Below are 22,639 nucleotides of genomic sequence, written 5' to 3'. Positions count from 1 at the left end.
AACCGATAGCCCTCGTCATGACGCCGCCTGCCACAGCCTTGCCCGTCGAAGCGCCCCAGGCGTTCCTGGGCGTCGCGCGTTCGCTCACCGACAAGCTCTGGCGCGACCGGCTCGACGCCCGCGGGGCGGCCCAGGCGCTCGCCATCGTGCAGCGGCACCAGCTGCCGGAACTGCTGGCGCGGGTGCTGGCGGGACGCGGCGTCGATATCGACGCCGTCGCCGACTTTCTCGATCCGACCATCCGCAAGCTGCTGCCGGACCCCTTCACGGTGACGGAGATGGAGGCCGCCGCCAAGCGCATCGCGGATGCCGCGGTGAAGGGCGAGAAGGTCGCGATCTTCGGCGACTACGACGTCGACGGCGCGACCTCGTCGGCGCTGCTGGCCTGGCACCTGCGCCACTGCGGGCTCGATCCGCTGATCCACATCCCCGACCGGATTTTTGAGGGCTACGGCCCGAACGTCGAAGCGGTTCGCGGCCTGGCGGCGAAGGGCGCGACGCTGCTCGTCACCGTCGATTGCGGCACCACCAGCATCGAACCGCTTGCGGAAGCAAAACGGCTCGGCATGTCCGTGGTCGTGATCGACCACCACCAGGCCGGCGCCGAGCTGCCGGAGGTGGACGCACTGGTCAATCCGAACCGGCTCGATGATCTCTCGGGCCTCGGCCATCTCGCCGCCGTCGGCCTCGTGCTGGTGACGCTGGTCGCGGTCAATCGCGAGCTGCGCCAGCGCGGCTTCTGGACGAGCGAAATGCCCGAGCCGGATCTGCTCGGCATGCTGCATCACGTCGCGCTCGGCACCGTTGCCGACGTCGCGCCGCTGATCGGCCTCAACCGCGCCTTCGTCGCCAAGGGTCTGATCGCGATGCGGCGCCGCGATCATATTGGCCATACCGCGCTGATGGACGTGGCGCGGCTGAACGGTCCGCCGGAGGCCTGGCATCTCGGCTTCATGCTGGGGCCGCGCGTCAATGCCGGTGGCCGCATCGGCCGCGCCGATCTCGGCGTGCGGCTGCTGCTCGAGGGCGACAGTGTCGAGGCGGCGCGGATCGCGGCCGAGCTCGACCGTCTCAACAGCGAGCGCCGCGTCATCGAACAGGCGGCGGAAGCGCAGGCAGAAGCCGAGGCGCTGGCTTCGATCGGTCTCGAGGACAAGCTCGGCGTCATCGTCACGGCGTCCGAAGGCTGGCATCCGGGCGTGGTCGGTCTCGTTGCCTCGCGCCTGAAGGAGAAGTTTTCGCGGCCCGCTTTCGCCATTGCGCTGGAGCCCGGCGGCATCGGCACCGGCTCGGGCCGCTCGATCGCCGGCGTGGATCTCGGCAAGGCGGTGCGGCAGGCGGTCGCCGATGGTATTCTGCTCAAGGGCGGAGGCCACGCGATGGCCGCGGGCGTGACGCTGCGGAAAGAGAAGCTCGCCGAATTCCGCGCCTATCTCGAAAACGCGCTGGCCCAGGACGTCGCCGAGGCGCGTCACGTCAACGAGCTCTACATCGACGGCGCGGTCTCCGCGCGTGCGGTGACGCCGGAGCTGGCGACGACGCTCAATCGCGCAGGTCCCTTCGGCAGCGGCAATCCCGAGCCGGTGCTGGCACTGCCGGCGCACCAGCTCGTGTTTGCCGACGAGGTCGGCCAGGCGCATCTGCGCCTGCGCTTCAAGTCAGGCGACGGCGCCATCGTCAACGGCATCGCGTTCCGCTCGGTCGGTCAGAAGCTCGGCAATGCGCTGCTCGCCAATCGCGGCCAGCAGATGCATGTCGCGGGTTCATTGTCGGTCGATCGCTACCAGGGCGCCGAGCGGGTGCAGTTCCGCGTCGTCGACGTCGCGCTACCGGACCAGGGGCCATCCGTGATTAGATGACGCAAGATCCCGATAAGAACATGCGTCAGAATTAGATCGCTCAAACAACAAAAAAAGGGAGTGAACATGGCAGGGCAGGTTGAGGGCAAGATCGCGCTAGTGACGGGCGGCGCCTCGGGCATTGGCGAGGCCATCGTCGAGCTGTTCGCGCGCGAGGGCGCGACTGTCATTGCGACCGATATCGACGAGCTGCGCGGCCCCGAGCTCGCCAGGCGCGTCACAAAAGCCGGCGGCAAGGCGATCTTCCTGGAGCAGGACGTCACCAGTGAGGAGCGCTGGATCGAGGTCGTCGCCGAGATCGCAACGCGCTACGGCCGGCTCGACATCATGGTCTCCAATGCCGGCATCGGCATTGCCGTGCCTTCCATCGTCGACATGACGTTGTCTGACTGGCGCAAGCAGAACGCGATCAACCTCGATGGCGTGTTTCTCTCGGTCAAGCACTGCCTGCCCTTGATGCGCAAAACCGGCGGCGGCTCGATCGTCATGATGTCCTCGCTCGCGGGCCTCCGCGGCTCGCCGGGCCTCTCGGCCTATTCGCTGACCAAGGGCGGCGTGCGGCTGTTCGCCAAGTCGATCGCGATGGAATGCGCGGCCGCCGGCGACGGCATCCGCGTCAACTCGGTCCATCCCGGCATCATCGACACGCCGATCTGGGGCAAGATCCCGACCGGGGCGACCGGTGCCGGCCAGAACGCCCCGATCGATCCTGAGGAGCGCGCGCGGGTCGTCACGCCATTGGGCCGCGCCGGGCAGGCCGCGGAGATTGCCTCCGGCGTGCTGTATCTGGCCTCCGATGCCTCGCGCTACGTCACCGGCAGCGAGCTCGTCATCGACGGGGGCATGAACGCCGGCGGCGTGCCGCGGCGCGCCTGAGCGGCGCAGGGCAGGGCGGCGGTCGCAGGGGCTGACGCGCAGACGCGGCCCCTGTACAACGCGGGGAGCTTTCGACCGACAAAGGTGTCCTTCGCCATGGCGCACAGCCTTCATTCGCCTTCTTCCTCACCTGCGCCCTTCCGCTCCAACCGGCCGGACCTTGCCACCGACGCGATCCGCACCGCGCGCGAGGACCTCGCCGCCTGCTTCCGCATGGCCGCGCGCAACGGTTTTGAGGAGGGCATCTGCAACCACTTCTCGGCCGTCGTGCCGGGCCATGACGACCTCTTCCTGGTCAATCCCTACGGCTATGCCTTCCGTGAGATGACGGCGTCAAAGCTCCTGATCTGCGACTTCCACGGCAACGTGCTCGACGGCGAGGGCGTGCCCGAGGCGACCGCGTTCTACATCCATGCCGAGATGCACAGGCTGCTGCCGCGCGCCAAGGTCGCCTTCCACACCCACATGCCCTATGCGACGGCGCTGTCGATGACCGAAGGCGATCCGTTGATCTGGGCTGGCCAGACCGCGCTGAAATTCTACGGCCGCACGGCGGTCGACCGCGACTATAACGGCCTCGCGGTCGACAACCGCGAAGGCGCGCGCATTGCCTCCGCCGTCGGCGATGCCGACATCGTCTTCATGAAGCATCACGGCGTGATGGTGCTGGCGCCGACCATCGCGGAAGCCTGGGACGATCTCTATTATCTCGAGCGCGCCGCCGAGGTGCAGGTGCTCGCGATGTCGACGGGGCGGAAAGTGCTGCCGGTCGATCCCGCCATTGCGGCAGAGACCTACAGGCAGATGCGCGAAGGCGATTCCGAATCCGCGCGGTTGCATCTCGCCGCGATCCGGCGCCAGCTCGACGCGGAAGAGCCGCAATACAGGCATTAGTGATGGCGGCGTAGCCCGGATGGAGCGAAGCGCAATCCGGGGGCGGCAACCGCGGAAGCAAAGTCCCGGATTACGCTTCGCTCCATCCGGGCTACGGGCTCGCGCTACGACCCCTGCCGCAGCTTCGCCAGCACCTTCAGCCCGCCATAGCCGTCGGCCGGCGTGATCCCTGCGCGCTGCTGAAAATCCTTGATCGCCTTCATCGTATCGTTGCCGACGCGGCCGTCGGTGCCGCCGGTGTCGAAACCGGCCTTGGTCAGGCGTGTCTGCATCTCCTGCACCTCCGCGAGCGTCAGCGCGCGCTCGGAGCCGGGGAAGGGCTGGATGAAGGGCGGCGCGCCGAGGCAGCGGTCGCCGAGATGGCAGATCGCCAGCGCATAGTTCATCGAGGGATTGTAGCTCTTCACTGAGTAGAAGTTCGGCCCCAGCAGGAAGGTCGGTCCGCCCGCAACCGGCGTCCACATCTGCGCCGATGCATTGGGCTGCGGGAACGGCTGGCCATCGGCACGGGTGACTCCAGCCGCCTGCCATGCCGCATAGGTGCGGCTACCACTTGCCTCGCCGGAGGCGCGCACCTCGTAGCCCCAATGCTCGCCGCGATGCCACTTGCCGCGATTGACGAGATATTTTGCGGTCGAGCCCAGCGCATCGTCGGGCTTGCCGAACGGCGAGACCTTGCCGTCGCCGTCATAGTCGATGCCGACATTGAGCCAGACCTCGGGCATCCATTGCGAATGCCCCATCGCGCCGGCCCAGGAGCCCTTCATCTCCTCGGGCGTGCTCCAGCCCTTGTCGACGATGCGGAGCGCATTGATCAGCTCGGTCTCCCAATAGGCCTTGCGGCGCGGCTCGTTCCAGGCGAGCGCGGCGAGCGAGGGAAATACCGGCGTCATGTGGTTCTGCTGCACCAACGGATCGCCATAGGCGGACTCGACGCCCCACAGCGCCAGCAGCGTGCCGCGCTCGACGCCGAAATCGCGCTCGATGCGCGCGAGCAGCGCCTCGTTGTTCTTCAGCGCGATCTTGCCATTGATGATGCGCCAGTCCGAGACGCGGCGGTTGATGTACTGCCAGACCTGCTCGTGGAATTCGGGCTGGTTGCGCATCTGCTTGAACACGCTCATGTCGGGCTCGACCCGCGCCATCGCGCGTTGCCAGGTCGCAGCCGAAATGCCCTTCGCCATCGCCCGTGCGCGGAATGACTCGCGCCATTCGTCGAAGCCGGCAGGCGCGGCGAGGACACGCGTCGGCAGCGCCAGCAAAGCGGCTGCACCGAGCGTCGACTGGAGCAGGGCGCGGCGGGTGTGAGGGGGCGAGGAATCAGCTTGTTTCATGGACCCATTCTAGCGGGAAACAGGATGTCTGTGGGGCGGTTCCTGGAACACGAAGACCGGGCGCCGGGCCGGGCGGAACAAACTGTCGCACTGCTGCATTCCCTCCGAACATGGTCTGTTCAGCGAAGTATTAGAGGTGGGATGAAGATACGCGCGCATGCGGAGAGTCACGTCGTCGAACTCGACGACGGATCGCAATGGCAGATCTTCCCCGGCGACCTCGCGACCACGCTGAGCTGGAAGCCTGAGACCGATCTGCACCTGGAGCCGAGCGGCGACCGGTTGAGTTCGCACGTGCTGGTGAATGCTGCGGACCAAACCCGGGTCCGCGTGATCGCGGCAGGCGAGAGCTGGCCGGACGGCGAGGTTAAGGAATCGTTGAAGGGGGGATAGGCCGCCCTACCGCAAGCCTGCATATCCCCAAATTTGAGTCTGGCGCTTTACGGGCGGTTCGCTCTTGTCCAGCAAGATGCGCGCATGCGGGAGCTGTTCGATATCATCCGTGCCAATCCCTGGCCCTTCGGCGCCGGCTTGTTCGTCGTGATCCTGATGATCATCGCCGAGAACTTTGGCCGCGGCATTCAAGGCGATGGCGCCGCCGGCGATCTCCCGGATTTTGATGGCGGCGGGGGATGCGGCGACGGGGGCGGCGGCGACTAGGCCCGCCTAGTCCTCCTGCAAATCGGCCGCGATGCCGGCAAGCCAGCGCCGGACCGCAGTTTCCGCCTTGGCATCCAGAGTCCGGGCAAGACGCTTCTCCAGCGCGATCACCCGCTCCCTGCAGGCCTTCAACAGCGTCGCCCCGCGCGGCGTCAGCGTCCATTGCTGGATGCGGCCATGGACCGGATGGGGCGTCATCACAATCGCGCCGTCACGCTCGAGATTGCGGATGATGACACCGACGGTCTGCGGCGTCAGGAAGGTGAGGCGGGCAACATCCGCGCCCGACAGGCCTGGATAGGCGTTCAGCATCGTCAGCACCGCGAATTGCGGCGACGTCACGCCGAGATCGGCGAGCGTCCGCTCCATCGTCAGGCGAACCGCGGCATGTGCCTGACGCAAGAGATAGCCGAGATAGCCTTCTTCGCCGCGCTTGCCTTCGCCGGGAGCGGGCACGCGCACCGCGCCGTCATCGGCAGGCGCCGGCGTCTTCCGCGAGGTTTTCGATCTTGTGATGCCGGGCGTCTTGCGTAACATATAAGTGCTCTTATACAGTATCAGTGCTCTTACAATAACACGAGGTGCACGGCAATGTCACACGCCCGCAGCGAATACGAGGATTTCAAGCGGATCGCGCCGGACGCGTATGATCTGGTGCTGGCGCTGGGCCAGCTGGCGGCCAAGGCGGGCCTCGACAAGCAGCTGCTCGAGCTGGTCAAGCTGCGCGCCTCGCAGATCAATGGCTGCGCCTTCTGCGTTCAGCATCATGTCCTGCTGTCGGAGCGGATCGGCGTGCCCGTCGACAAGCTCCATCTGGTCGCGGTCTGGCGCGAGGCACCGATCTTTTCCGCACGCGAGCGGGCGGCCCTGGCCTGGGCCGAGGCGCTGACCCGTCTGCCCGATGGCGTCAGCGAGGAGGTCTACGCGGAAGCGTCTGGCGAATTCTCCGAGGCGGAGCTGACGTACCTGACCTCGGCGGTCGCATCGATCAATGTCTGGAACCGTTTTGGCGCGGCGTTCCGCTGGACGCCTGCGAAGCGGCCGGCCGCAGCGGCCACCGCTGCGTCCTGACGGAAACGAGGGAGATCACGATGACAGCCATGAGCTTTTCAGCCGTGCAACGTCCGGCGCCGTCACGTTCGGCGACGCTCGCGGTCGTCGCAGGGCTCGCCTGCGCGTTCGCGATCGGCAAAGCGCTGCCGCTGACGATCGACACGGTCTCCGGCGCACTGGCGCCGCTTTGCGCCACTGCGCCCGAGAGCTCGCCGCTCGACAAGGTCGAGCCGATCGGCTCCTACGCACTGCCGAACGTGCCGGGCAAGCGCGTCACCATCGTGCGCGTCTTCTACGGTCCCGGTGGATTTTCGCGGCCGCATCGCCACGCCGGCTCGGTGACCGCCTACATCACCAAGGGCGAGATCCGCTCCCAGCTCGGCGGCGGCCCGGTCGAGACGTTTGGTGTCGGCCAGTCCTTCTTCGAGCCGCCGGGATCGACGCATCTCGTATCGGCGAACGCGAGCGCCACGGAGCCGGCGGAATTGATCGCGGTCTTCGTGGCGGACGAAGGTGCGCAACTCACGACGTTTTTGGAGTGATATGTAGCCGGGATGGAGCGCGGCTTGTCGGCTTCGGCCCCTTCAGGCCGTCTGCGATCGCCTCAACAGTTTCCATGCCGGCGAGAGACCGTATTCGACGGCCGGAATCGCAAGTGCGCCGACGAGCAGACCAAGTGCGCCTGAGATGGCTGCCTCGACCGACCATTCGATGATGCCGGCGACGGATGGAAGGACGTGTGCGGCAGTCTCGGTTGCGGTATGGACCGTGCGGCCGATCGCGGGCGGGCCGTATTTCTCGATGCCATGCAGGATGATGCCGCCGCCGACCCAGATCATGGCGGCGGTGCCGACGGTGCTCAGCACTGTCAGGAAAGTTGGCATGCCGCGGACGAGGCTGCGTCCAAGCAAGCGGATCGCGCCGCCAACGACTGAGGCGCCGTCATAGCGCGCAAGGGCCAAGCCGACATCGTCCGCCTTCACGATCAGAGCGACCACGCCATAGACTCCGGCAGTGATGCAGAAGCCGACCAGCGCCAGCACCAGCGCCTGCGTCCAGATGCTACCCGCCGGGAGCGCCGCAAGCGTGATCGCCATGATCTCTGCCGACAGAATGAAATCCGTCTTGATGGCGCTCGCGACCTTCTCGTCCTCGACCGACCGGGCATTCAGCGCAATCGGCTGGAGCTGAGATTCGTGCTCGCGCGCATGATGCGGCATCACCGCTTCGAGCACTTTCTCGGCACCCTCGTAGCAGAGAAAGGCTCCGCCCAGCATGAGCAGCGGCGTGACCGCGGCGGGAAGGAAATAACCGAGCAGCAGCGCAACGGGCAGGAGAATGAGCAATTTATTGCGCAGCGATCCTACTGCAATCTTGCCGACGATCGGCAGTTCGCGCTTGGAGGCAAAACCGATGACGTAGTTCGGCGTAACGGCCGCGTCGTCGATGACCACGCCTGCCGCCTTTATGCCAGCTTTGGCAGCCTGGCTCGCCACATCGTCGAGCGAGGCTGCGGCGACCTTGGCAATCGCCGCGATGTCGTCGAGAAGACCGAGCAGTCCGACACTCATCAATGCAATTCCTTCTTCGTTCGAGCCGGGAGTGTGCGCGACAACGCGCTCATGCACGGCATTAGAACGAGCGAGCCGTCAATTCTCCTCGCTGCTCGATCCCTCGCGCAGGTCCGGCTTGATCACGTCCTCCGGCAGCGCATGGGCCACCGGCTGGGCCGTGACGGCGATCTCCGGGCCGATCTCGCGGCCGCGGGCACGGATCAGGCGCTCATAGGCCGAAACGAGCGTGACGTAGGGGCTGACCCAGATCCAGCCGTCGCGGGTGAACACCTGGACGTCGAAATGCAGATGCATCGACGTGCCGGCGGGGTGGTCGAGATAGTTCGAGACGACGCCGATCTTCTCGCCCTCAGCGACGAGGCGGCCGTTGAGGACGCCATCGGCATTCATCGCCTGCGGATTCATGTGCATGTAGCGGAAGCGGATGTGCTCGGTCCGGCTGTTGACCTGAAGCGTCGCGGCCTGGTCCTTGGAGGAACGGATCACGACGGCGTCGCGCACCGCGACGACGGCGCGCTGCTTGCGATCGCAGGGTTCGCGGCCTTCGCCGGGCGGCGGGCATTCGGCGGCACGGATGTCCTCGCCCTGATGGCCGTAACCGCCGGCGCATTGCCAGACTTCGAAGCTGCGGGATTCGCAGAAATTGTCGCGCCAGGGATAGGCGGTCAGGCCTTCGCTCTTGTCTCGCCTGGCGTAGGACTGCGAGCGCACGAAGGCGGGCGCCTTCTCTAGCGGAAAGCGGATTTGCGCATAGGCCATCACGTCGGGATGGCCGCTCTTGTTGCGATAGCCGGTGTTGGGAATGATGTCGCCGCTCGGACGATAGCTGAAATCGGGTGAGCGTGCCGCGGGGCGATCGAGAATGTTGGACGCAATATCCGTCAGCGGCCGCATGCGCTGGCCGCCGGCGATGTGCAGCGCCTTCAGGAAGCGCTCGGCAACCGGATAGGCTTCCTTGCAGGCAAGGCGCCTCGGCTTTGCGACGCTATCGAGGCACTGGATCGACACCACATAGACGACGCCGAAGCGCGTGAAGGCGTAGCGGACGTAACCTTCGCGGATGAATCGGCGCAGGTCCGGATAGGTTGCCGCGAGCGGCTTGACCGGCTCGCCCTTGCCGCCGGTGGGATCGGCGATGTCGTAGAGCAGCGCCGAGCCGGTGATCTGCACCTCGACCGGTCTTGCGAACACACGTGAGGGCATGCCGTCGCCGGCGCCAGGCTCGAGCGAGAAGGTCGCGCTGTAACCGGCGGGACCGGCATCGAACATGTCGACGGGACTGAAGTCGGCCTGGTAACGCGACAGCGACAGGCTCGATGGCGCGCCACTACGCCGGGCCTCGAGATAGGCGCCAGCGTCGAACGGCAGCAGCACGGGCACGGCACTGCGGGCAATGCCGGTGAAGAATTGCGAGGAAACACCGTTGAGCTGCACCAGGGCCGGCGTCGCGCGCGGATCGTAGCGCGGCACCGAGCGGCGGGGCACGAAGATGAAATCGCCGGCAACCTGGGGGTGGCTGTTGATCTCGGCGCGAAGCTGGTCCAGCGCTGCGCGCCAATCGACGCGCAAGGCCGTGAGTGAGGGGCTGCGGAACTCGTCCGCGGCGAGCGGTGGGGCAATGAGAAGCGACAGCGACGCCACGAGAAGCGAGACGAAGCGGAAACTCTTCCCAACCACTGTCTCGCCCCCCGGCGGCACCTGTTCCGATCCTCGATTGCTGGCTTAGTCCTTGGCGCGCTCGGAATAGGAGCCGTCTTCGGTCATCACCACGATGCGGGTGCCGACCGAGATGTGGGGCGGCACGGCGGTGCGGATGCCGTTGGACAGCACCGCGGGCTTGTAGGAGGACGAGGCGGTCTGCCCCTTGGTCACGGGCTCCGTTTCGACCACTTCCAGCGTCACGCGCTGCGGCAGCGCCATCGACACCACGTTGACGTCGTGGGTCGACAGCTTGACGGTCATGTCTGGCTGAAGATAGGCAGCCGCGTCGCCGACCACGTCCTTGGAGACCTGGACCTGGTCGTAGGTCTCGGGGTTCATGAAGTGGAAGCCGTCGCCGTCTTCGTACAGGAACGTGTAGTTGCGCTCTTCGATCGTGGCCTTTTCGACCTGGTCGGTGGTCTTGTAGCGTTCGGAGATCTTTACCCCGTCCGAGATTCGGCGCATTTCGATCTGGCTGACCGGGGTGCCTTTGCCGGGATGGATGTTCTCGGCGCTCACGACGACATAAAGCTTGCCGTCTTGCTCGATCACGTTGCCCTTGCGAATAGAACTGGCGATGACTCTCAAAGCTGTATTTCCTGCTTGCTTGGCCCGGCTGCGGCCAGGACGTGGTCAAATTGATGGGGGACTTGGGGCCTCAAATCGGACCTCGGCGCCCGTTTCGGGCCGCAACATACTGATTTTGCCGCTGGATGCCAGCTTTTTGCTGGACTGCGGAGCCGTCGGTTAATGGCTGGGGACAAGCCGATCTCGCCGTTCTGGTCGCCCTCCCGGCACCTCGACCGGCGGCCGTTCCTCCAGGCCAGGGGCGCCGTAACCGGGGCTCTACGGGGCTTTTTCGCCGAACAGGGGTTTATCGAGGTCGAAACCTCGGTCCTCCAGGTTTCCCCGGGCAATGAGACCCATCTGCACGCCCCCCGGACCGAGATCATGCGGCCCGACGGCAGCCGGGCCAGCCGATACTTGCGGACCTCGCCCGAATTCGCCTGCAAGAAGCTGCTGGCGGCCGGGGAGCCCCGAATCTTCGAGTTCGCCCGGGTGTTCCGCGACCGCGAGCGCGGCGACCTGCATCTGCCCGAATTCACCATGCTGGAATGGTACCGGGCCAGCGCCCCCTATGACGCCATCATAGCCGACACCGTCGCCGTCATCGCCCGTGCGGCGCAGGCGACCGGAATCGGGACGTTCTCCTTTCGGGGCCGCACCGCCGACCCCTTTGCTGAGCCGGAGCTTCTGACGGTCGCCGGTGCCTTCGAGCGGTTCGCGGGAATCGATCTGCTGTCGACAATCTCTGCCGGCGAGGGTAACCGTGCCGCGCTCGCCCAAATGGCCGCTGGCAAGGTCCGCGTCGCCGGGGACGACACCTGGTCGGACATCTTCAGCAAGGTCCTGGTCGAGCATGTCGAGCCGCATCTCGGGCAGGGACGTTTGACCATCCTGTTCGAATACCCATCTCCAGAGGCGGCGCTGGCGCGGGTGAAGGCTGACGATCCCCGGGTCGCCGAGCGGTTCGAGGTCTATGCCTGCGGCGTCGAGCTTGCCAACGGTTTTGGCGAGCTGACCGACGCCGAGGAGCAGCGCCGCCGCTTCACGGACTCGATGGCGGAAAAGCAGCGCCGCTACGGTGAGGCCTATCCGCTCGACGAGGATTTTCTCGCCGCAGTCGCCGAGATGCCGGAAGCGAGCGGTGTCGCACTTGGATTCGACCGGCTGGTGATGCTGGCGAGCGGCGCAACACGGATTGATCAGGTAGTGTGGACGCCGCCTGCAAATGAAACGTTAAGTGAGACATGACGAAGACCAACCTTGCACGCACCCTGCGCGAGCCCGCCGAGCTCGTGGCCGAGCAGCTTGCTCCCGCCGCGGCGCTGCCCGCGCTCGAGCGCGTCGCCGCGCGCTATGCGGTTGCGATCACGCCGGCGCTGGTGGAGCTGATCGACACCTCCGATCCCGACGATCCCATCGCGCGGCAATTCGTTCCGACCGCCGCGGAACTGGAGATGCGGCCCGGGGAGAACGCCGATCCGATCGGCGATCACCCGCATTCGCCGGTTCCCGGCATCGTGCATCGCTATCCCGATCGCGTGCTGTTCAAGCTGGTTCACGTCTGCGCGGTCTATTGCCGGTTCTGCTTCCGCCGCGAGATGGTTGGGCCCGGCAAGGAGAATGCGCTGTCGGAAGACGCGTATCGTGCGGCGATCGACTATATCCGCGCGCATAGCGAGATCTGGGAAGTGATCCTGACCGGCGGCGATCCCTTGATGCTGTCTCCGCGTCGCATGAGCGAGATCATGGCCGATCTCGCTGCAATCGGTCACGTCAAGATCATCCGCCTTCACACCCGCGTGCCGGTTGCCGATCCCGCGCGCATCAGCGACGAGATGGTCGCCGCACTGAAGGTTCCCGGCGCGACGACCTGGGTTGCCCTGCATGCCAATCATGCGCGCGAGCTCACGGAAAGCGCCCGTGCCGCCTGCGCGCGGCTCGTCGATGCCGGAATTCCCATGGTCAGCCAGTCCGTGCTCTTGCGCGGCGTCAACGACAATGTGGCCGCTTTGTCGGATTTGATGCGAGCTTTCGTCGAATGCCGGATCAAGCCCTATTATCTGCATCACGGCGATCTGGCGCCGGGCACAGCGCATCTGCGAACGACGCTCGCGGAGGGACAGGAATTGATGCGGCAGCTACGCGGGCGGGTGTCGGGACTGTGTCAGCCTGACTATGTCATCGATATTCCCGGCGGCGCCGGCAAGTCGCCGGTCGGGCCTAATTACGTGTTGGCGGCACAAAATACCGCACCCGACGCACGTGATGCGGAAGCCGAAACACGTTATCGTATCGTCGATTATTGCGGCGAGGTTCATCTTTATCCGCCCGAGACCTGAGCGGTGATGGTGGGAGCGCCCGTTGAGAACGGAGGATAAGGACATGAAGAAGATCATGCTGGCAGCATCGCTCGTGGTCTTGCTCGGCGGCACGGCGGTTGCACAAACCGGCGGCTCCAAGGGATCGACATCAAGCGGCGCGTCCTCCGGATCGGTGTTGCCGGCGCCCGTCGGTCATCGCCAGCCGCGCGCCAGCGATGTGCCGAGCGAGAAGAACCTGAGCGATCCGAACAATCCCGTGAACAAGGAAGACGCTCTGCTCGACAAGAAGATCAAGAGCATCTGCCGCGGCTGCTGATCACAACAGCGGGCAGGGCGCGAACAGCATCGCCCCGCCCGCCCTTGTTTGGCCTCAGGCCGACCGCTCGTGCAGTCCCGCGCGCTGGGCGTTGCGGCGGATCTCGACCGCGTCAGCGAGCTGTTCCAGCGCGGTTGCCGTGGTCGCCCAGTCGATGCAGCCGTCCGTGATGCTCTGGCCGTAGACGAGCGGCTTGCCCGGCGCGACGTCCTGGCGGCCGGCGACGAGATTGCTCTCGATCATCACGCCCATGATCCGGTTCTCGCCACCCGAAATCTGGCCGGCGATGTCCGCCATCACCAGCGGCTGGTTCTCCGGCTTCTTGCTCGAATTGGCGTGGCTCGCATCCACCATCACCAGCGGCGCGACACTGGATTTCGCCAGCTCGTTGCAGGCCGCCGCGACGCTCGCCGCATCATAGTTCGGCTCGCTGCCGCCGCGCAGGATGATGTGGCAGTCCTCGTTGCCCGCGGTCGAGGCGATCGCCGAGCGGCCGAGTTTCGTGACCGCCATGAAATGATGCGGGTGCGAAGCCGACTTCACCGCATCGGCGGCAATGCGAACATTGCCATCGGTGCCGTTCTTGAAGCCGACCGGGCAGGACAGGCCGGAGGCCAGCTCGCGGTGGATCTGGCTCTCGGTCGTGCGCGCGCCGATCGCGGCCCAGGACACGAGGTCGGCGATGTATTGCGGCGTCGTCATATCCAGGAATTCGGTGCCGGCGGGCAGGCCGAGATTGTTCACCGCCGACAGCACGTTGCGCGCCAGCCGCAGGCCCTTGTTGATGTCGAAGCTGCCGTCGAGATCGGGGTCGTTGATCAGGCCCTTCCAGCCGACGGTGGTGCGCGGCTTCTCGAAATAGACCCGCATCACGATCTCGAGCTGGTCGGCGAGGTCCTCGCGCAAGGCGGCGAGACGTTCGGCGTATTCAAGCGCGGCCTTGGGATCGTGCACCGAGCAGGGCCCGACCACGACCAGCAGGCGGTCGTCCTGGCCGGTGAGGATGGCATGGATGGCGTTGCGCGCGGCCATGACCACACGGGTCGCCGTGAGCGTGCGCGGGACCTCCCGCATCACCTCATCGGGCGTGCTCAGCTCTTTCAATTCGCGGATACGAAGATCGTCTGTCGTGCTCAGCACGGCGGGCTCCTGTCTGTTTTAGAACCTGCCGGCCAATAAAAAAGCCGCCAGGTCTGGCGGCTGTTCGGACGTTTGCTTCAATATTCTAGATTGAGCGCGATCCTCCTGCCGCCAGCAAGCTGTCGTAGCTAAAGTACCAAAAATAGCTGGTGGCGACGGTGATCATGGAGGCGATATAGCGTGCCGTTGGCGCCTTGTCACCCCCCAATCGGCCTGTCGGGCGACGAGAGCCCTCAGGTGTTGCTGTTGCGTGCCGCCAGCGCCATGCCGATCAGGGTGGCGCCGCCGAACAGCAGGTTGATACCGACGAGAACCCCGATCGCCCATTCCGCCGAGCTCGGCAGCCCCGTGATCACCATGAAGGAGATCGCGATGTCGACGAGGCCCGAGATCAGGAGCCACGACCAGCGGCTGTTGAGCTCGCGGCGGTGCTCCAGTGCGTACATGATGGTGGCGACGCCCTCGGCGAGGAAATAGGCGCCGAGCACGATGGTCAGCGTCAGCACGGCCTGCATCGGCCGGGCCAGCAGCAGCATGCCGGCGAGGCAGGCCAGCGCAGCCGAGATCAGCGACCACCAGAAGCCCGGCGTGCTGCGCGCCCAATAGGTCACGATCAGGCCGCCGATGCCGCTGATCAAGAATACCCAGCCGAGAAAGATCGCGGTCGCAAGGCTCGCGAGCGGCGGCACGATCAGCGCGGCAATGCCGAGCACGGCGAGCAGGATGCCTTCGAACAGGAAGGCCCTCCAATGCGCTTTCACCGCCTGGCTCATCGCGGATTGCAGCCGTGAAAAATCCTCGGGCGATGGCATGGGTGACCCCCAAATTGGCTGCCGATGCGTCCAATCTACCCTGTGCGCAGCGCGCTCGCCAACCCGTGCGTCAACCGCCGCCGTGCGCAGATGAAAAACCTTCGCCACTGGTACGAACGCGGTTGCGGCCAAGAATGTAGATCGCGATCGTGACGATCAGAAGTGCGAGGCCGAGCAGGATCGAGACGAAGCCAATCGGGATCAGGGCCAGCGTCAGATTGCGTTCGGGGTTGATCAGCCAGTGGTGGATCGAGGTCAGCACGAAGGCGAGGCCGAGGAAGCCGACGCCGCCACCGGCCAGCAGCAGCGCCCACATCCGGCGCAATTGGCTGAGCCGCTCCCGTGCGATGTCGGTGCGCGGCGCGTGATGGCGCGCGACGCGCCGGACCAGGCGGATGGCGAACGCGATCGAGCTGAACCCGATCAAAAGGCTCGCGCCGCCCAGCCACATCCGCAGGGTGGGATCGAGATCCGGCATTCGCTGCAAGGTCAGCAGCGGAAAGTCGAAGGCCGAATGCAGGGCGAGCGGTCCCGCAAAGATCAGGAGACGGCTGGACAGGCGGGCCCAGTCGCGATGGTGGCGGTTCGCGCCCAGCGCCGTGCCGGCCCGCGCGATCGTCAGGTAAGCGCCGGCGATGATGCCGAGCGCGCCGTGGAACGGCACCGTCAGCACGCTGCGCAAGGCGGCCAGCGAGCGCCACATCTCGGCGTGCTGGACGAGGTAGGCGAGGTTCTCGTAGGCGGCGAAGCCGAGGCCGACTGCGGCGCCATACACCACCGTGTCCATCGGATTGGCGAACGTCCGCCGCTTGGTCGAGGAGACCAGCACGATGGCGATCACCTTCACGGCTTCTTCCGGCAGTGCGACCCCGAATACCGAATGCATGGCCAGGGCCGCCCAGGGGTTGTCGGGGGCCGCGACCATCTTGGCGAAGGGGGCTCGGGCGAGGCCCAGCAGGGAAATGCTGGCTGCGCCGAGCAGGAACGCGGTCCAGACCTGAGCCGGTGGGCCAGGGCGTTCCTCGGCGGCAATGACGAGCCAGAGCATCAGCAGCGCCGGGGCGATGGCGGCAGTTCCGATGACGGTGGGTAACGCTTCAATCAGGTACATCGGCGCCGAAAATAGGTTCCCTTGATCCGCTTAGCTACTTCTACCGATGCGACCATGTGTCATGCGTAGGCTGTCGCTTCGCTTAACCAGCGCGACAGCAAACGTTCATCAGGGGCGCGATGTGTAGAATACAAGCGCAATCAATTGCATGACAAAGCCACTTCGTCATCAATGGCAATAGCGGCGCCTTGCGGCGGGGTGCGAATTGGCAAATCAGATCAAGGAAGTGCGCAGGTTTCCTCGATTCACGATGGATGTCCGTGTCCCGAGCCGGATTGCCCGCTTGGGGGAGCGCACGGCGGCGCGGGTCGGCCTAGTCGCGCTCCGTCGTGCGGCCGCGCCGTGGTGAAGCGATCCGGCGGGCCCGCACTTGCTCCAGCTCCCAGAAGGCACGCACGAGGCACGTGCCGAGGCAGAGGATGATGAGCAGCAGCAGGAAGGCCTGGTCGACGGCTGGGATGTGTATCATGACACAGATTAAGCAACGCGCATGCCATGCGTTCCCACATTGACCTGCGCTGGGTGAAGCCGGGCCTTTCGCAAACTGCCTGGAGCCCGCGTTCCCGGCTTCAGTGCGTGGTGAACGGCGGCGGCCCTTGCGGGGCGATGTCGAAGGCGCCGAGATGGAATTCCTCGCCGACAAACGAGTCCGCCTCGGCATGGTGCGCGAGCAGCGTGAATGCGGCGTCCGGGTATTGCTTCCAGATATCGAGATCGTCGGCGGTAATGGTGAGCCAGCCGAACGTGTACATGTAGCGGCCGGGCTCGGTAACCCGGCCGACCCTGTCCCAGGTGATCTTGTTGACTGGCATCCGGTCCCCCGATCGCAAGTCCGCAAAAGACGTCCGGCATGCGGCACGGACCGTCAAAAGCTGATCCCGCAATGGGGCCGCGATAGGGCGGCGATGCGGAGGCAAGACGGCCGCAACGCGGCCGCCGCCTGCCGGTCACCGCGCCGTCGAGGCCGCCTGCGCTTCGGCCCGCTCCAACTGGCGGTGCGAGGCGTGGAAGACGTCGTGGACGAGGCCGATCTTTTCCAGGCCCAGGATGATCAGGCCGTTGAGATCGATCTCCCACCAGGCGTGCGAGATATAGGCGTCCCGCGGGAAGCGGTGATGGTTGTTGTGCAGACCCTCGCCGAAGGTGAGGATCGTGGTCACGAACTCGTTGGTCGAGGCATCGTCGACCTCGAAGCGGCGATAGCCGTAGGCGTGGCAGACCGAGCCGGTGAGCTGGCTGGTGAGGATCAGCAGATAGGCGCGGAGCAGGCCGGAGAACAGCACGCAGCCGATCATGCTGTGCACGCCACCGAAGGTGTAGCCGATCACGCCGGGGATGAAGACGGCCGACATCCCGTACCAGACCCAGCGGGTGCGCACGAAGAACATGGCGATGGGGTCGGCGAGGATGTCCTTGGCGTAGTACTCGTTGTCGGTGGTTGCCTGGTCGAACACCCAGCTGCCCTGGGCATGCAAGAAGCCCTTGAGTGCGCTGACATAGCGATTGCCGAAGCCGTCGAATTGCGGGCTGTGGGGATCGCCGACGTCGTCGGCGTAGAGATGGTGGCGACGGTGGTTGGCGACCCATTTGGCGATCGAGCCCTGCACCGCCATCTGCGCAATCGCGCAGAAGAAGACGCGCATGATCGGGCCGGTGCGGAAGCTGCGATGCACGAACAGGCGGTGCATGCCGGCGCCGATGCCGAAGGTCGTCAGCGCGAACATCCAGACGAACGTAAACAGCTCGACCTTGCCGACGCCCTGCGTGACGGCCCAGATGATGCCCGCGACCGCGCCGACATAGAGGATGCCGAGCAGGAGATAGCTCTCGCGCAGCTTGGCCTGGACCAGTGGGCCCTCGGTGACGACGCCGGGCGGAAGTTGCGGCGTGGCCGCGGTGACGGCGGTCTTTGCGATTTCAGCCGGGGCGGCCTCGGCGATGGACATTCCGGGAGTTCCAATACTCAAGGCCCGCACTGATTGCGGACGTATTGGGTCACACCCTATCGCGCAGGGGCCTCCGGCTCCAGCGGTTAGTTAAGAAAGAGTTAAGATCGGCCCGGCCGGTATCAGGCTGACTGCGCCAGGGGCGCCGCGCGCACGATCAGGCGGACGAGGTCGTCGCGCGACTGCTTCTCGGCGAACTTGACCGCAAAGCCGTTGTCGAATTTGCGGATGACGCGCCCGACGCAGGCGCCGATCGCAAGCGCGGTTCCCACCGGCGGGTCGTACTCGCAGGATATGGCGACGCCGGCCGTGGAGACGTCGATGATGAAGCAGGGATGGATGCTGCCGTCGGCGAGCGTCAGCAGTGTATGCGAGACCTGCGGAACGAAGCGGGCGTCACGCCGCAGCTCCAGGACGCTGGCGTCCTTCTGCTTCTTCTCGAGCCAGGTCAGCTTTTCCGACATCCAGGCCCGCCGCGCCCGCGTCATCTCGAGCTCCATCAGGAAGCCCGCCTTCAGCGTCGCGCTGATGGTGCACTGGAATTCGCCGAAGTCCTGGAAGTAGGAGGTCACGCGCTCGCCGACCTTGCCGACGACGGGCACGTCCACGATCATGCGGAACGGCGAGACACGCTTGGTCCGGCAGGCGAAGGTCCGCAGCTTGCCTTCGCAGTCGTACCAGCGCGGCAGCGAGTAGCTGCCGCTCACGGTGACTTCCACTGCGCGCTGCCTGAGGAACTCTGCGACGGACATGAGGGCCAATCGTGGTTTCGGAGTGTTTCCGTAAATCCACGGTAGTCATCAAATTCTAAGCAAATGATACCGTCGCTCAGTAGTGGGGGTAAATTTCCGGTAAATGCGCGGGGCGTTGTGCGCCATGATGCTCTCACAACATCGTCATTGCCGAGTGCGGCAGAAGCAGCGGCTGCGGCACCTATCCGAACAGCACCACCAGAGCCAGCAGGCCGAGCGCGATCAGGAATTTGATCGTTGTCCAGATCAGACCATCTGACCGGTGCTCCAATCCGCACCACGCCACTGCGCGCCGGATCGCGAGCGAGCCGAACACTTCGAGGCAGGCGAACAGAAGGGCGATGCCGGCGATGAACGACCATGACTCGGCCGGGGGCATCCATCGCGCGACCAAGGCAGGGACCGAGCCTTTGAGAGCGCCGAGCAGTGCGAACCATCCGAACCAGGATGCAAAGCCCTTGACGATATCGGGCCCGATCGCACCGGGCTCGAACCGGATGCCCGTCGCAGCGAGGATGCGTTCGATCCGCTCGCCGTCGGTCAGGAACAGAAATGCGCCGAGGTAGAGCGGAATGCGCGACATGAAGAGGAAGGCGATGATGCCGAACAGGGTGACGTGGGCGACGACGTCGATGAGGATCTCGACGCCAATCGTGCGCGATCGCTTCGGCGCGGCCTGGCGCTGCGGCACCGATCTGGCGCGCGCCATGTGCTCCAGCATCTTGGCGCGCCGGCCCGGCGCGTAGGGGACGGCGCGATGCATCCAGGACGGCGGCTGCGCGACAAAGCCGCGCTGGCTGTCCGAAGGGGATTTGGGCTGCTCCATGGGCCTGCACCGGTTCCAATCGAGCATTGGTCGGGGGCTGGGGGCAGGGAGTTCATGCGCGGCTGCGGATCTCGCCGCGCGATGTCCGCGATCTCAGAGGCCCGTCGTACCGGGACGGTGCGGGGGCGTGGATGCAGCCTCGGATGCGGCGGCTGCGATACAGATGACGCTTATGGGTCTGCGCTTGGCCCTGGTTCGCGCGCGGACGATGCGGGAGGATTCGCAGGCAGATGAGCCGATGGCGCAGTTGGCGCCCCGGGTGCCGTGTGTTGTTGCGGCAACAATGCGGTTGGCAGCGCGGGGTCGGCTGCTCGCGACGATCCGAAGATGTATCCGATGATGGATCCGAGAAGGGCCGTTGTTGCCTCGGCGTTCAAGCGCGTGGCGACGGCTATGACCAGTATCGTGGGCAGTATGAAGGTCAGTCCGAGGATCTGGAGAGTGTATTGACCCAATCTCACACTCCAGAGATTTTCCCGTCTCGCCAGATCGGTTCTCAATATCTGCATGAGAACGAACAGGCCGCCTGCCAGGATGACCAACGCTAAGCCGCACACTGCGGCGAGATCGAATGATGTCGGGGTATACGGAGCGCCGGGTGGTGTGGAGATCGTCGGCGTGTCTGACGGGGAAGGCATGCGAGGATCCTTTCCAGGTGTTCGGGGCGCGGCTTCTGGCTTGGGCGTCTCGGTCGACGTGGGCGTCGCGCATGGTGTGGGGGACGGCGCGGGCGTGGGGCACGCCGTGGGCATTGGGGACGGCGCAGGTGTCGGGGACCGCGTGGCGGTCGGGGCCGGCTTGGGACAATCCTCTCCGGTTGCTGCGGGGACGCATCTGGTTTCGCCGTCTTTACCATCTCGCCCGTCTTTGCCGTCTCGGCCGTCCTTGCCGTCCAGACCATCTTTGCCATCCCGACCGTCCTTCCCGTCTCTGCCGTCGTGACCATCTCGACCGCTTTGATGGTCTTGGCCGTTGTCACCGGGCGGGGTGTGTTGAGCGTCCCGACCGGCTCTACCGGGGGCACCGTCTCTGCCGTCTCGACCAGGCTCGCCGTCTTTCCCGTCGCGGCCGGGTTGACCGTCCTTGCCGTCTCGCCCGGGTTGGCCGTCGCGACCGGGCGCGCCGTCTTTGCCGTCGCGACCAGGTTTGCCGTCCTGCCCATCTCGGCCGGGCTCGGAAGCCTTGCCCGACCCGCCCTCGGACTGCGGCGCGATCACGACGATCAATAGCGAGGGGGGTGGATCGGATTTCGGCGGCGGCTGGGCGCACGGTCCACTGGGCGGAGGCTTGGCGTGGATCCGTTTGGGTGGTCGGCACGAGCCATGGGCGGTGACGGTCCGGGCATAGCGTCGACGTTGCCGTGCGTCAGTCTTCGGAGCCGCCGCGATCGTGGTGCCGGTGTCGCAGCGCCTCATCTCGCAGGGTCGGGGTTTCAGGAAGTCCAGCGTTTCGAACTGGGAAGCATGCGCGCTGCCGCCGGCTGTGATCGCGATCGACACATACCCAATGAAATAGAACAAGTATCTGACGGCGTGATGCGACATTGCCGGTGACGACAAGGAGCTAAAGGCAAGCTTGGCGACCCTCAATAGCGCATAGTCGATCATCAACCAGACCGCGAATCAAGTCCGCCGTGAAACGTGGGGTAAGGAGACGTGATCGGGGGCGGACGGCGCACGGACCGCCATGGCGGTTGGCCGCAGGAGACGCTCGCAAGGCGGAGTGATGGAGGGGTTTTGGCGCGTGGCGCTCCCTAGCGGAATCGAACCGCTCTCTCCACCGTGAAAGGGTGGCGTCCTAACCGATAGACGAAGGGAGCAAACGCTAAGCCCTGCCGCTTTGGGCGGCACGGCCGCCGACCGGTCCGAGTGGGCCCGGCGGCTTGCAGCGGCGAACGTATAGTGGCCTTTGCGGCTGCGGGCAAGCCGTTCGGGAACGTCTTTTGGAACCGGTCGATAGCCTCGCCCCGGGATCATTCGGAGGCGATTTCAACGGTTTCTTAGGGTTCCCTGAGCTAGCGCTGGAGGAGGAGAGTTTTCGCCGATGCCACAACCCAAGAAGCGCGCAGCCCGCAAGCTGCTGTCGCGGCATGCCTGGATCACGCTCGACGGCGGGTTCGCGGCACGGCATTGCCTGGTCCAGGACATCTCCGACACCGGCGCGAAGATCACGATGGACGAGGACGCGAGCCAGCTGCCCGGCGTAATCCGGATGGCGTTTGCGCGCGATGCCCGCACCGGGCGGAGCTGCCAGGTGATCTGGCGCCGCGGCAAGTCGGCCGGCGTCAGGTTCATCTGACCTCGCCCGGGCCGGCCGGATGGCGCGCGGCAGCCGTCCGGGCTAGAAGGTCGGCATGCGTGCACCGTTCCTCATTCTCATCACGTTGCTCATCGCCTCCGCCGCCAAGGCCGAGGCGCTGCGGCTTCCGGCATCCGAGCCGCCGCGGGCGGGCAAGGCGTTGCCGCTGAAGGGCGCATCCACCACGGCGAAGGCGAATGCCTGCGCATCGTATGGCGCCGGCTTCCATCTGGTCGAGGCGACCGGCACCTGCGTGAAGATCGGCGGCGCGATCAGCGTCGACGCCGCGGTCAGGCGCTGACGCACATGCCGCCGGACCTGTTGCGGCTCGATATCGTCGTCCCCGTGCTGATGTACTGCGCGCTGCTGTGGTGGGTCGGCCGCGGCCTCAGCTGGACGGCCAAGCTCGCCACCGCAGCGGTGACGCTGCTGCTGATCATCTGCGTGGTGCTGGTCGAGCGGCGCTAGTTGCGGACGCCAAAATAAAAAAGTGCGAAAACAACCCCATGCACAGTAGCCGTCAAGCGTGACGGCGACGGCGAAAGTTTGCGGCCAAAGGGCGATTTCCCGTGCGCGCGTCGCGCATTAAGCCGCGCCGC

Annotated in this window: 26 protein-coding genes and 1 tRNA gene; 13 read left to right on the top strand and 14 right to left on the bottom strand. The window is 65.7% G+C overall.

The window, feature by feature from the left end; translation table 11 throughout:
- The first annotated feature begins 17 nt into the window (after nt 1-17).
- The 3 genes from recJ (at nt 18) to N2603_RS23835 (ending at nt 3,629) form a co-directional block, all read left to right on the top strand.
- Entirely contained in the window at nt 18-1,859 is a 1,842-nt protein-coding gene (recJ, locus tag N2603_RS23845) for a single-stranded-DNA-specific exonuclease RecJ (protein WP_260384075.1), read from the top strand.
- A gap of 66 nt (nt 1,860-1,925) precedes the next feature.
- Complete coding sequence (locus N2603_RS23840) at nt 1,926-2,735, top strand: SDR family NAD(P)-dependent oxidoreductase (protein ID WP_018641756.1); 810 nt, start codon at nt 1,926-1,928, stop codon at nt 2,733-2,735.
- 96 nt (nt 2,736-2,831) lie between these two features.
- Nucleotides 2,832-3,629: an aldolase gene (locus tag N2603_RS23835; RefSeq protein WP_260384074.1), complete on the top strand. Its 798-nt coding sequence runs from the start codon at nt 2,832-2,834 to the stop codon at nt 3,627-3,629.
- Nucleotides 3,630-3,733: 104 nt separating this feature from the next.
- Here the strand turns inward: N2603_RS23835 and N2603_RS23830 are convergent, their stop codons facing one another.
- On the bottom strand, nt 3,734-4,963 hold the full coding sequence (locus N2603_RS23830; protein ID WP_260384073.1) for a lytic murein transglycosylase: 1,230 nt from the start codon (nt 4,961-4,963) through the stop codon (nt 3,734-3,736).
- 141 nt (nt 4,964-5,104) lie between these two features.
- Between N2603_RS23830 and N2603_RS23825 the strand changes: the two genes are divergently transcribed.
- On the top strand, nt 5,105-5,356 hold the full coding sequence (locus tag N2603_RS23825) for a hypothetical protein (protein WP_018641759.1): 252 nt from the start codon (nt 5,105-5,107) through the stop codon (nt 5,354-5,356).
- Between the two features lie 84 nt (nt 5,357-5,440).
- Complete coding sequence (locus N2603_RS23820) at nt 5,441-5,623, top strand: hypothetical protein (RefSeq protein ID WP_026311804.1); 183 nt, start codon at nt 5,441-5,443, stop codon at nt 5,621-5,623.
- A 6-nt stretch (nt 5,624-5,629) separates the two neighbouring features.
- Here the strand turns inward: N2603_RS23820 and N2603_RS23815 are convergent, their stop codons facing one another.
- Nucleotides 5,630-6,160: a MarR family winged helix-turn-helix transcriptional regulator gene (locus tag N2603_RS23815; protein WP_018641761.1), complete on the bottom strand. Its 531-nt coding sequence runs from the start codon at nt 6,158-6,160 to the stop codon at nt 5,630-5,632.
- A 54-nt stretch (nt 6,161-6,214) separates the two neighbouring features.
- Here N2603_RS23815 and N2603_RS23810 point away from each other — a divergent pair, with 54 nt between their 5' ends.
- On the top strand, nt 6,215-6,694 hold the full coding sequence (locus N2603_RS23810) for a carboxymuconolactone decarboxylase family protein (RefSeq protein ID WP_260384072.1): 480 nt from the start codon (nt 6,215-6,217) through the stop codon (nt 6,692-6,694).
- Between the two features lie 20 nt (nt 6,695-6,714).
- Nucleotides 6,715-7,218, top strand: a complete 504-nt coding sequence (locus tag N2603_RS23805) for a cupin domain-containing protein (protein ID WP_260384071.1) — start codon at nt 6,715-6,717, stop codon at nt 7,216-7,218.
- A 42-nt stretch (nt 7,219-7,260) separates the two neighbouring features.
- On the opposite strand, the gene N2603_RS23800 is transcribed toward N2603_RS23805, so the two are convergent.
- The 3 genes from N2603_RS23800 to efp all read right to left on the bottom strand — a co-directional run bounded on the left by N2603_RS23800 (nt 7,261) and on the right by efp (nt 10,539).
- Complete coding sequence (locus tag N2603_RS23800; protein ID WP_260384070.1) at nt 7,261-8,247, bottom strand: DUF808 domain-containing protein; 987 nt, start codon at nt 8,245-8,247, stop codon at nt 7,261-7,263.
- 78 nt (nt 8,248-8,325) lie between these two features.
- On the bottom strand, nt 8,326-9,948 hold the full coding sequence (locus tag N2603_RS23795) for a M23 family peptidase (protein WP_260384069.1): 1,623 nt from the start codon (nt 9,946-9,948) through the stop codon (nt 8,326-8,328).
- 24 nt (nt 9,949-9,972) lie between these two features.
- The gene (efp, locus tag N2603_RS23790) at nt 9,973-10,539 is read right to left on the bottom strand and encodes an elongation factor P (RefSeq protein WP_260384068.1); all 567 of its coding nucleotides are present in this window, start codon (nt 10,537-10,539) and stop codon (nt 9,973-9,975) included.
- A gap of 162 nt (nt 10,540-10,701) precedes the next feature.
- Between efp and epmA the strand changes: the two genes are divergently transcribed.
- The 3 genes from epmA to N2603_RS23775 are packed head-to-tail and all read left to right on the top strand — an operon-like array spanning nt 10,702 to nt 13,155.
- A complete protein-coding gene (gene epmA, locus N2603_RS23785) occupies nt 10,702-11,766 on the top strand; it encodes an EF-P lysine aminoacylase EpmA (protein ID WP_018641767.1) in 1,065 nt (354 codons plus the stop codon).
- Nucleotides 11,763-12,857, top strand: a complete 1,095-nt coding sequence (locus N2603_RS23780) for a lysine-2,3-aminomutase-like protein (protein ID WP_260384067.1) — start codon at nt 11,763-11,765, stop codon at nt 12,855-12,857. Before epmA ends, N2603_RS23780 begins: the two co-directional genes overlap by 4 nt.
- 43 nt (nt 12,858-12,900) lie before the next feature.
- Nucleotides 12,901-13,155: a hypothetical protein gene (locus N2603_RS23775; protein ID WP_018641769.1), complete on the top strand. Its 255-nt coding sequence runs from the start codon at nt 12,901-12,903 to the stop codon at nt 13,153-13,155.
- 54 nt (nt 13,156-13,209) lie between these two features.
- On the opposite strand, the gene N2603_RS23770 is transcribed toward N2603_RS23775, so the two are convergent.
- From N2603_RS23770 to N2603_RS23730, 9 genes are all read right to left on the bottom strand, one after another.
- Nucleotides 13,210-14,295 (bottom strand): 3-deoxy-7-phosphoheptulonate synthase, encoded by a 1,086-nt coding sequence (locus N2603_RS23770; RefSeq protein WP_311740411.1) that lies wholly within the window; start codon nt 14,293-14,295, stop codon nt 13,210-13,212.
- Between the two features lie 233 nt (nt 14,296-14,528).
- Nucleotides 14,529-15,107, bottom strand: coding sequence for an HdeD family acid-resistance protein (locus tag N2603_RS23765; RefSeq protein WP_018641771.1), 579 nt, complete (start codon nt 15,105-15,107; stop codon nt 14,529-14,531).
- 70 nt (nt 15,108-15,177) lie between these two features.
- Nucleotides 15,178-16,218 carry a PrsW family glutamic-type intramembrane protease gene (locus tag N2603_RS23760; RefSeq protein WP_028151012.1) on the bottom strand — a complete coding sequence of 347 codons (1,041 nt, stop codon included), beginning with the start codon at nt 16,216-16,218 and terminating at the stop codon, nt 15,178-15,180.
- Between the two features lie 313 nt (nt 16,219-16,531).
- The gene (locus tag N2603_RS23755; protein ID WP_260384066.1) at nt 16,532-16,687 is read right to left on the bottom strand and encodes a hypothetical protein; all 156 of its coding nucleotides are present in this window, start codon (nt 16,685-16,687) and stop codon (nt 16,532-16,534) included.
- A 100-nt stretch (nt 16,688-16,787) separates the two neighbouring features.
- The gene (locus N2603_RS23750; protein WP_260384065.1) at nt 16,788-17,030 is read right to left on the bottom strand and encodes a hypothetical protein; all 243 of its coding nucleotides are present in this window, start codon (nt 17,028-17,030) and stop codon (nt 16,788-16,790) included.
- Nucleotides 17,031-17,165: 135 nt separating this feature from the next.
- On the bottom strand, nt 17,166-18,164 hold the full coding sequence (locus tag N2603_RS23745) for an acyl-CoA desaturase (protein ID WP_018641775.1): 999 nt from the start codon (nt 18,162-18,164) through the stop codon (nt 17,166-17,168).
- A 122-nt stretch (nt 18,165-18,286) separates the two neighbouring features.
- Nucleotides 18,287-18,916: a PilZ domain-containing protein gene (locus tag N2603_RS23740; protein ID WP_260384064.1), complete on the bottom strand. Its 630-nt coding sequence runs from the start codon at nt 18,914-18,916 to the stop codon at nt 18,287-18,289.
- A gap of 181 nt (nt 18,917-19,097) precedes the next feature.
- Nucleotides 19,098-19,742: a hypothetical protein gene (locus N2603_RS23735; RefSeq protein WP_260384063.1), complete on the bottom strand. Its 645-nt coding sequence runs from the start codon at nt 19,740-19,742 to the stop codon at nt 19,098-19,100.
- 1,744 nt (nt 19,743-21,486) lie between these two features.
- Nucleotides 21,487-21,561, bottom strand: a tRNA-Glu gene (locus N2603_RS23730).
- 224 nt (nt 21,562-21,785) lie between these two features.
- Between N2603_RS23730 and N2603_RS23725 the strand changes: the two genes are divergently transcribed.
- The 3 genes from N2603_RS23725 to N2603_RS23715 are packed head-to-tail and all read left to right on the top strand — an operon-like array spanning nt 21,786 to nt 22,508.
- Nucleotides 21,786-22,040 carry a PilZ domain-containing protein gene (locus N2603_RS23725; RefSeq protein ID WP_018641780.1) on the top strand — a complete coding sequence of 85 codons (255 nt, stop codon included), beginning with the start codon at nt 21,786-21,788 and terminating at the stop codon, nt 22,038-22,040.
- 55 nt (nt 22,041-22,095) lie between these two features.
- Nucleotides 22,096-22,341, top strand: coding sequence for a porin (locus N2603_RS23720; protein WP_260384062.1), 246 nt, complete (start codon nt 22,096-22,098; stop codon nt 22,339-22,341).
- Nucleotides 22,342-22,346: 5 nt separating this feature from the next.
- Complete coding sequence (locus N2603_RS23715) at nt 22,347-22,508, top strand: hypothetical protein (RefSeq protein WP_212336736.1); 162 nt, start codon at nt 22,347-22,349, stop codon at nt 22,506-22,508.
- Nucleotides 22,509-22,639 lie beyond the last annotated feature (131 nt).

The sequence above is a fragment of the Bradyrhizobium huanghuaihaiense genome, assembly GCF_025200885.1.
Lineage (GTDB): Bacteria > Pseudomonadota > Alphaproteobacteria > Rhizobiales > Xanthobacteraceae > Bradyrhizobium > Bradyrhizobium huanghuaihaiense.
This window is presented reverse-complemented; position numbering and strand designations above follow the sequence as displayed.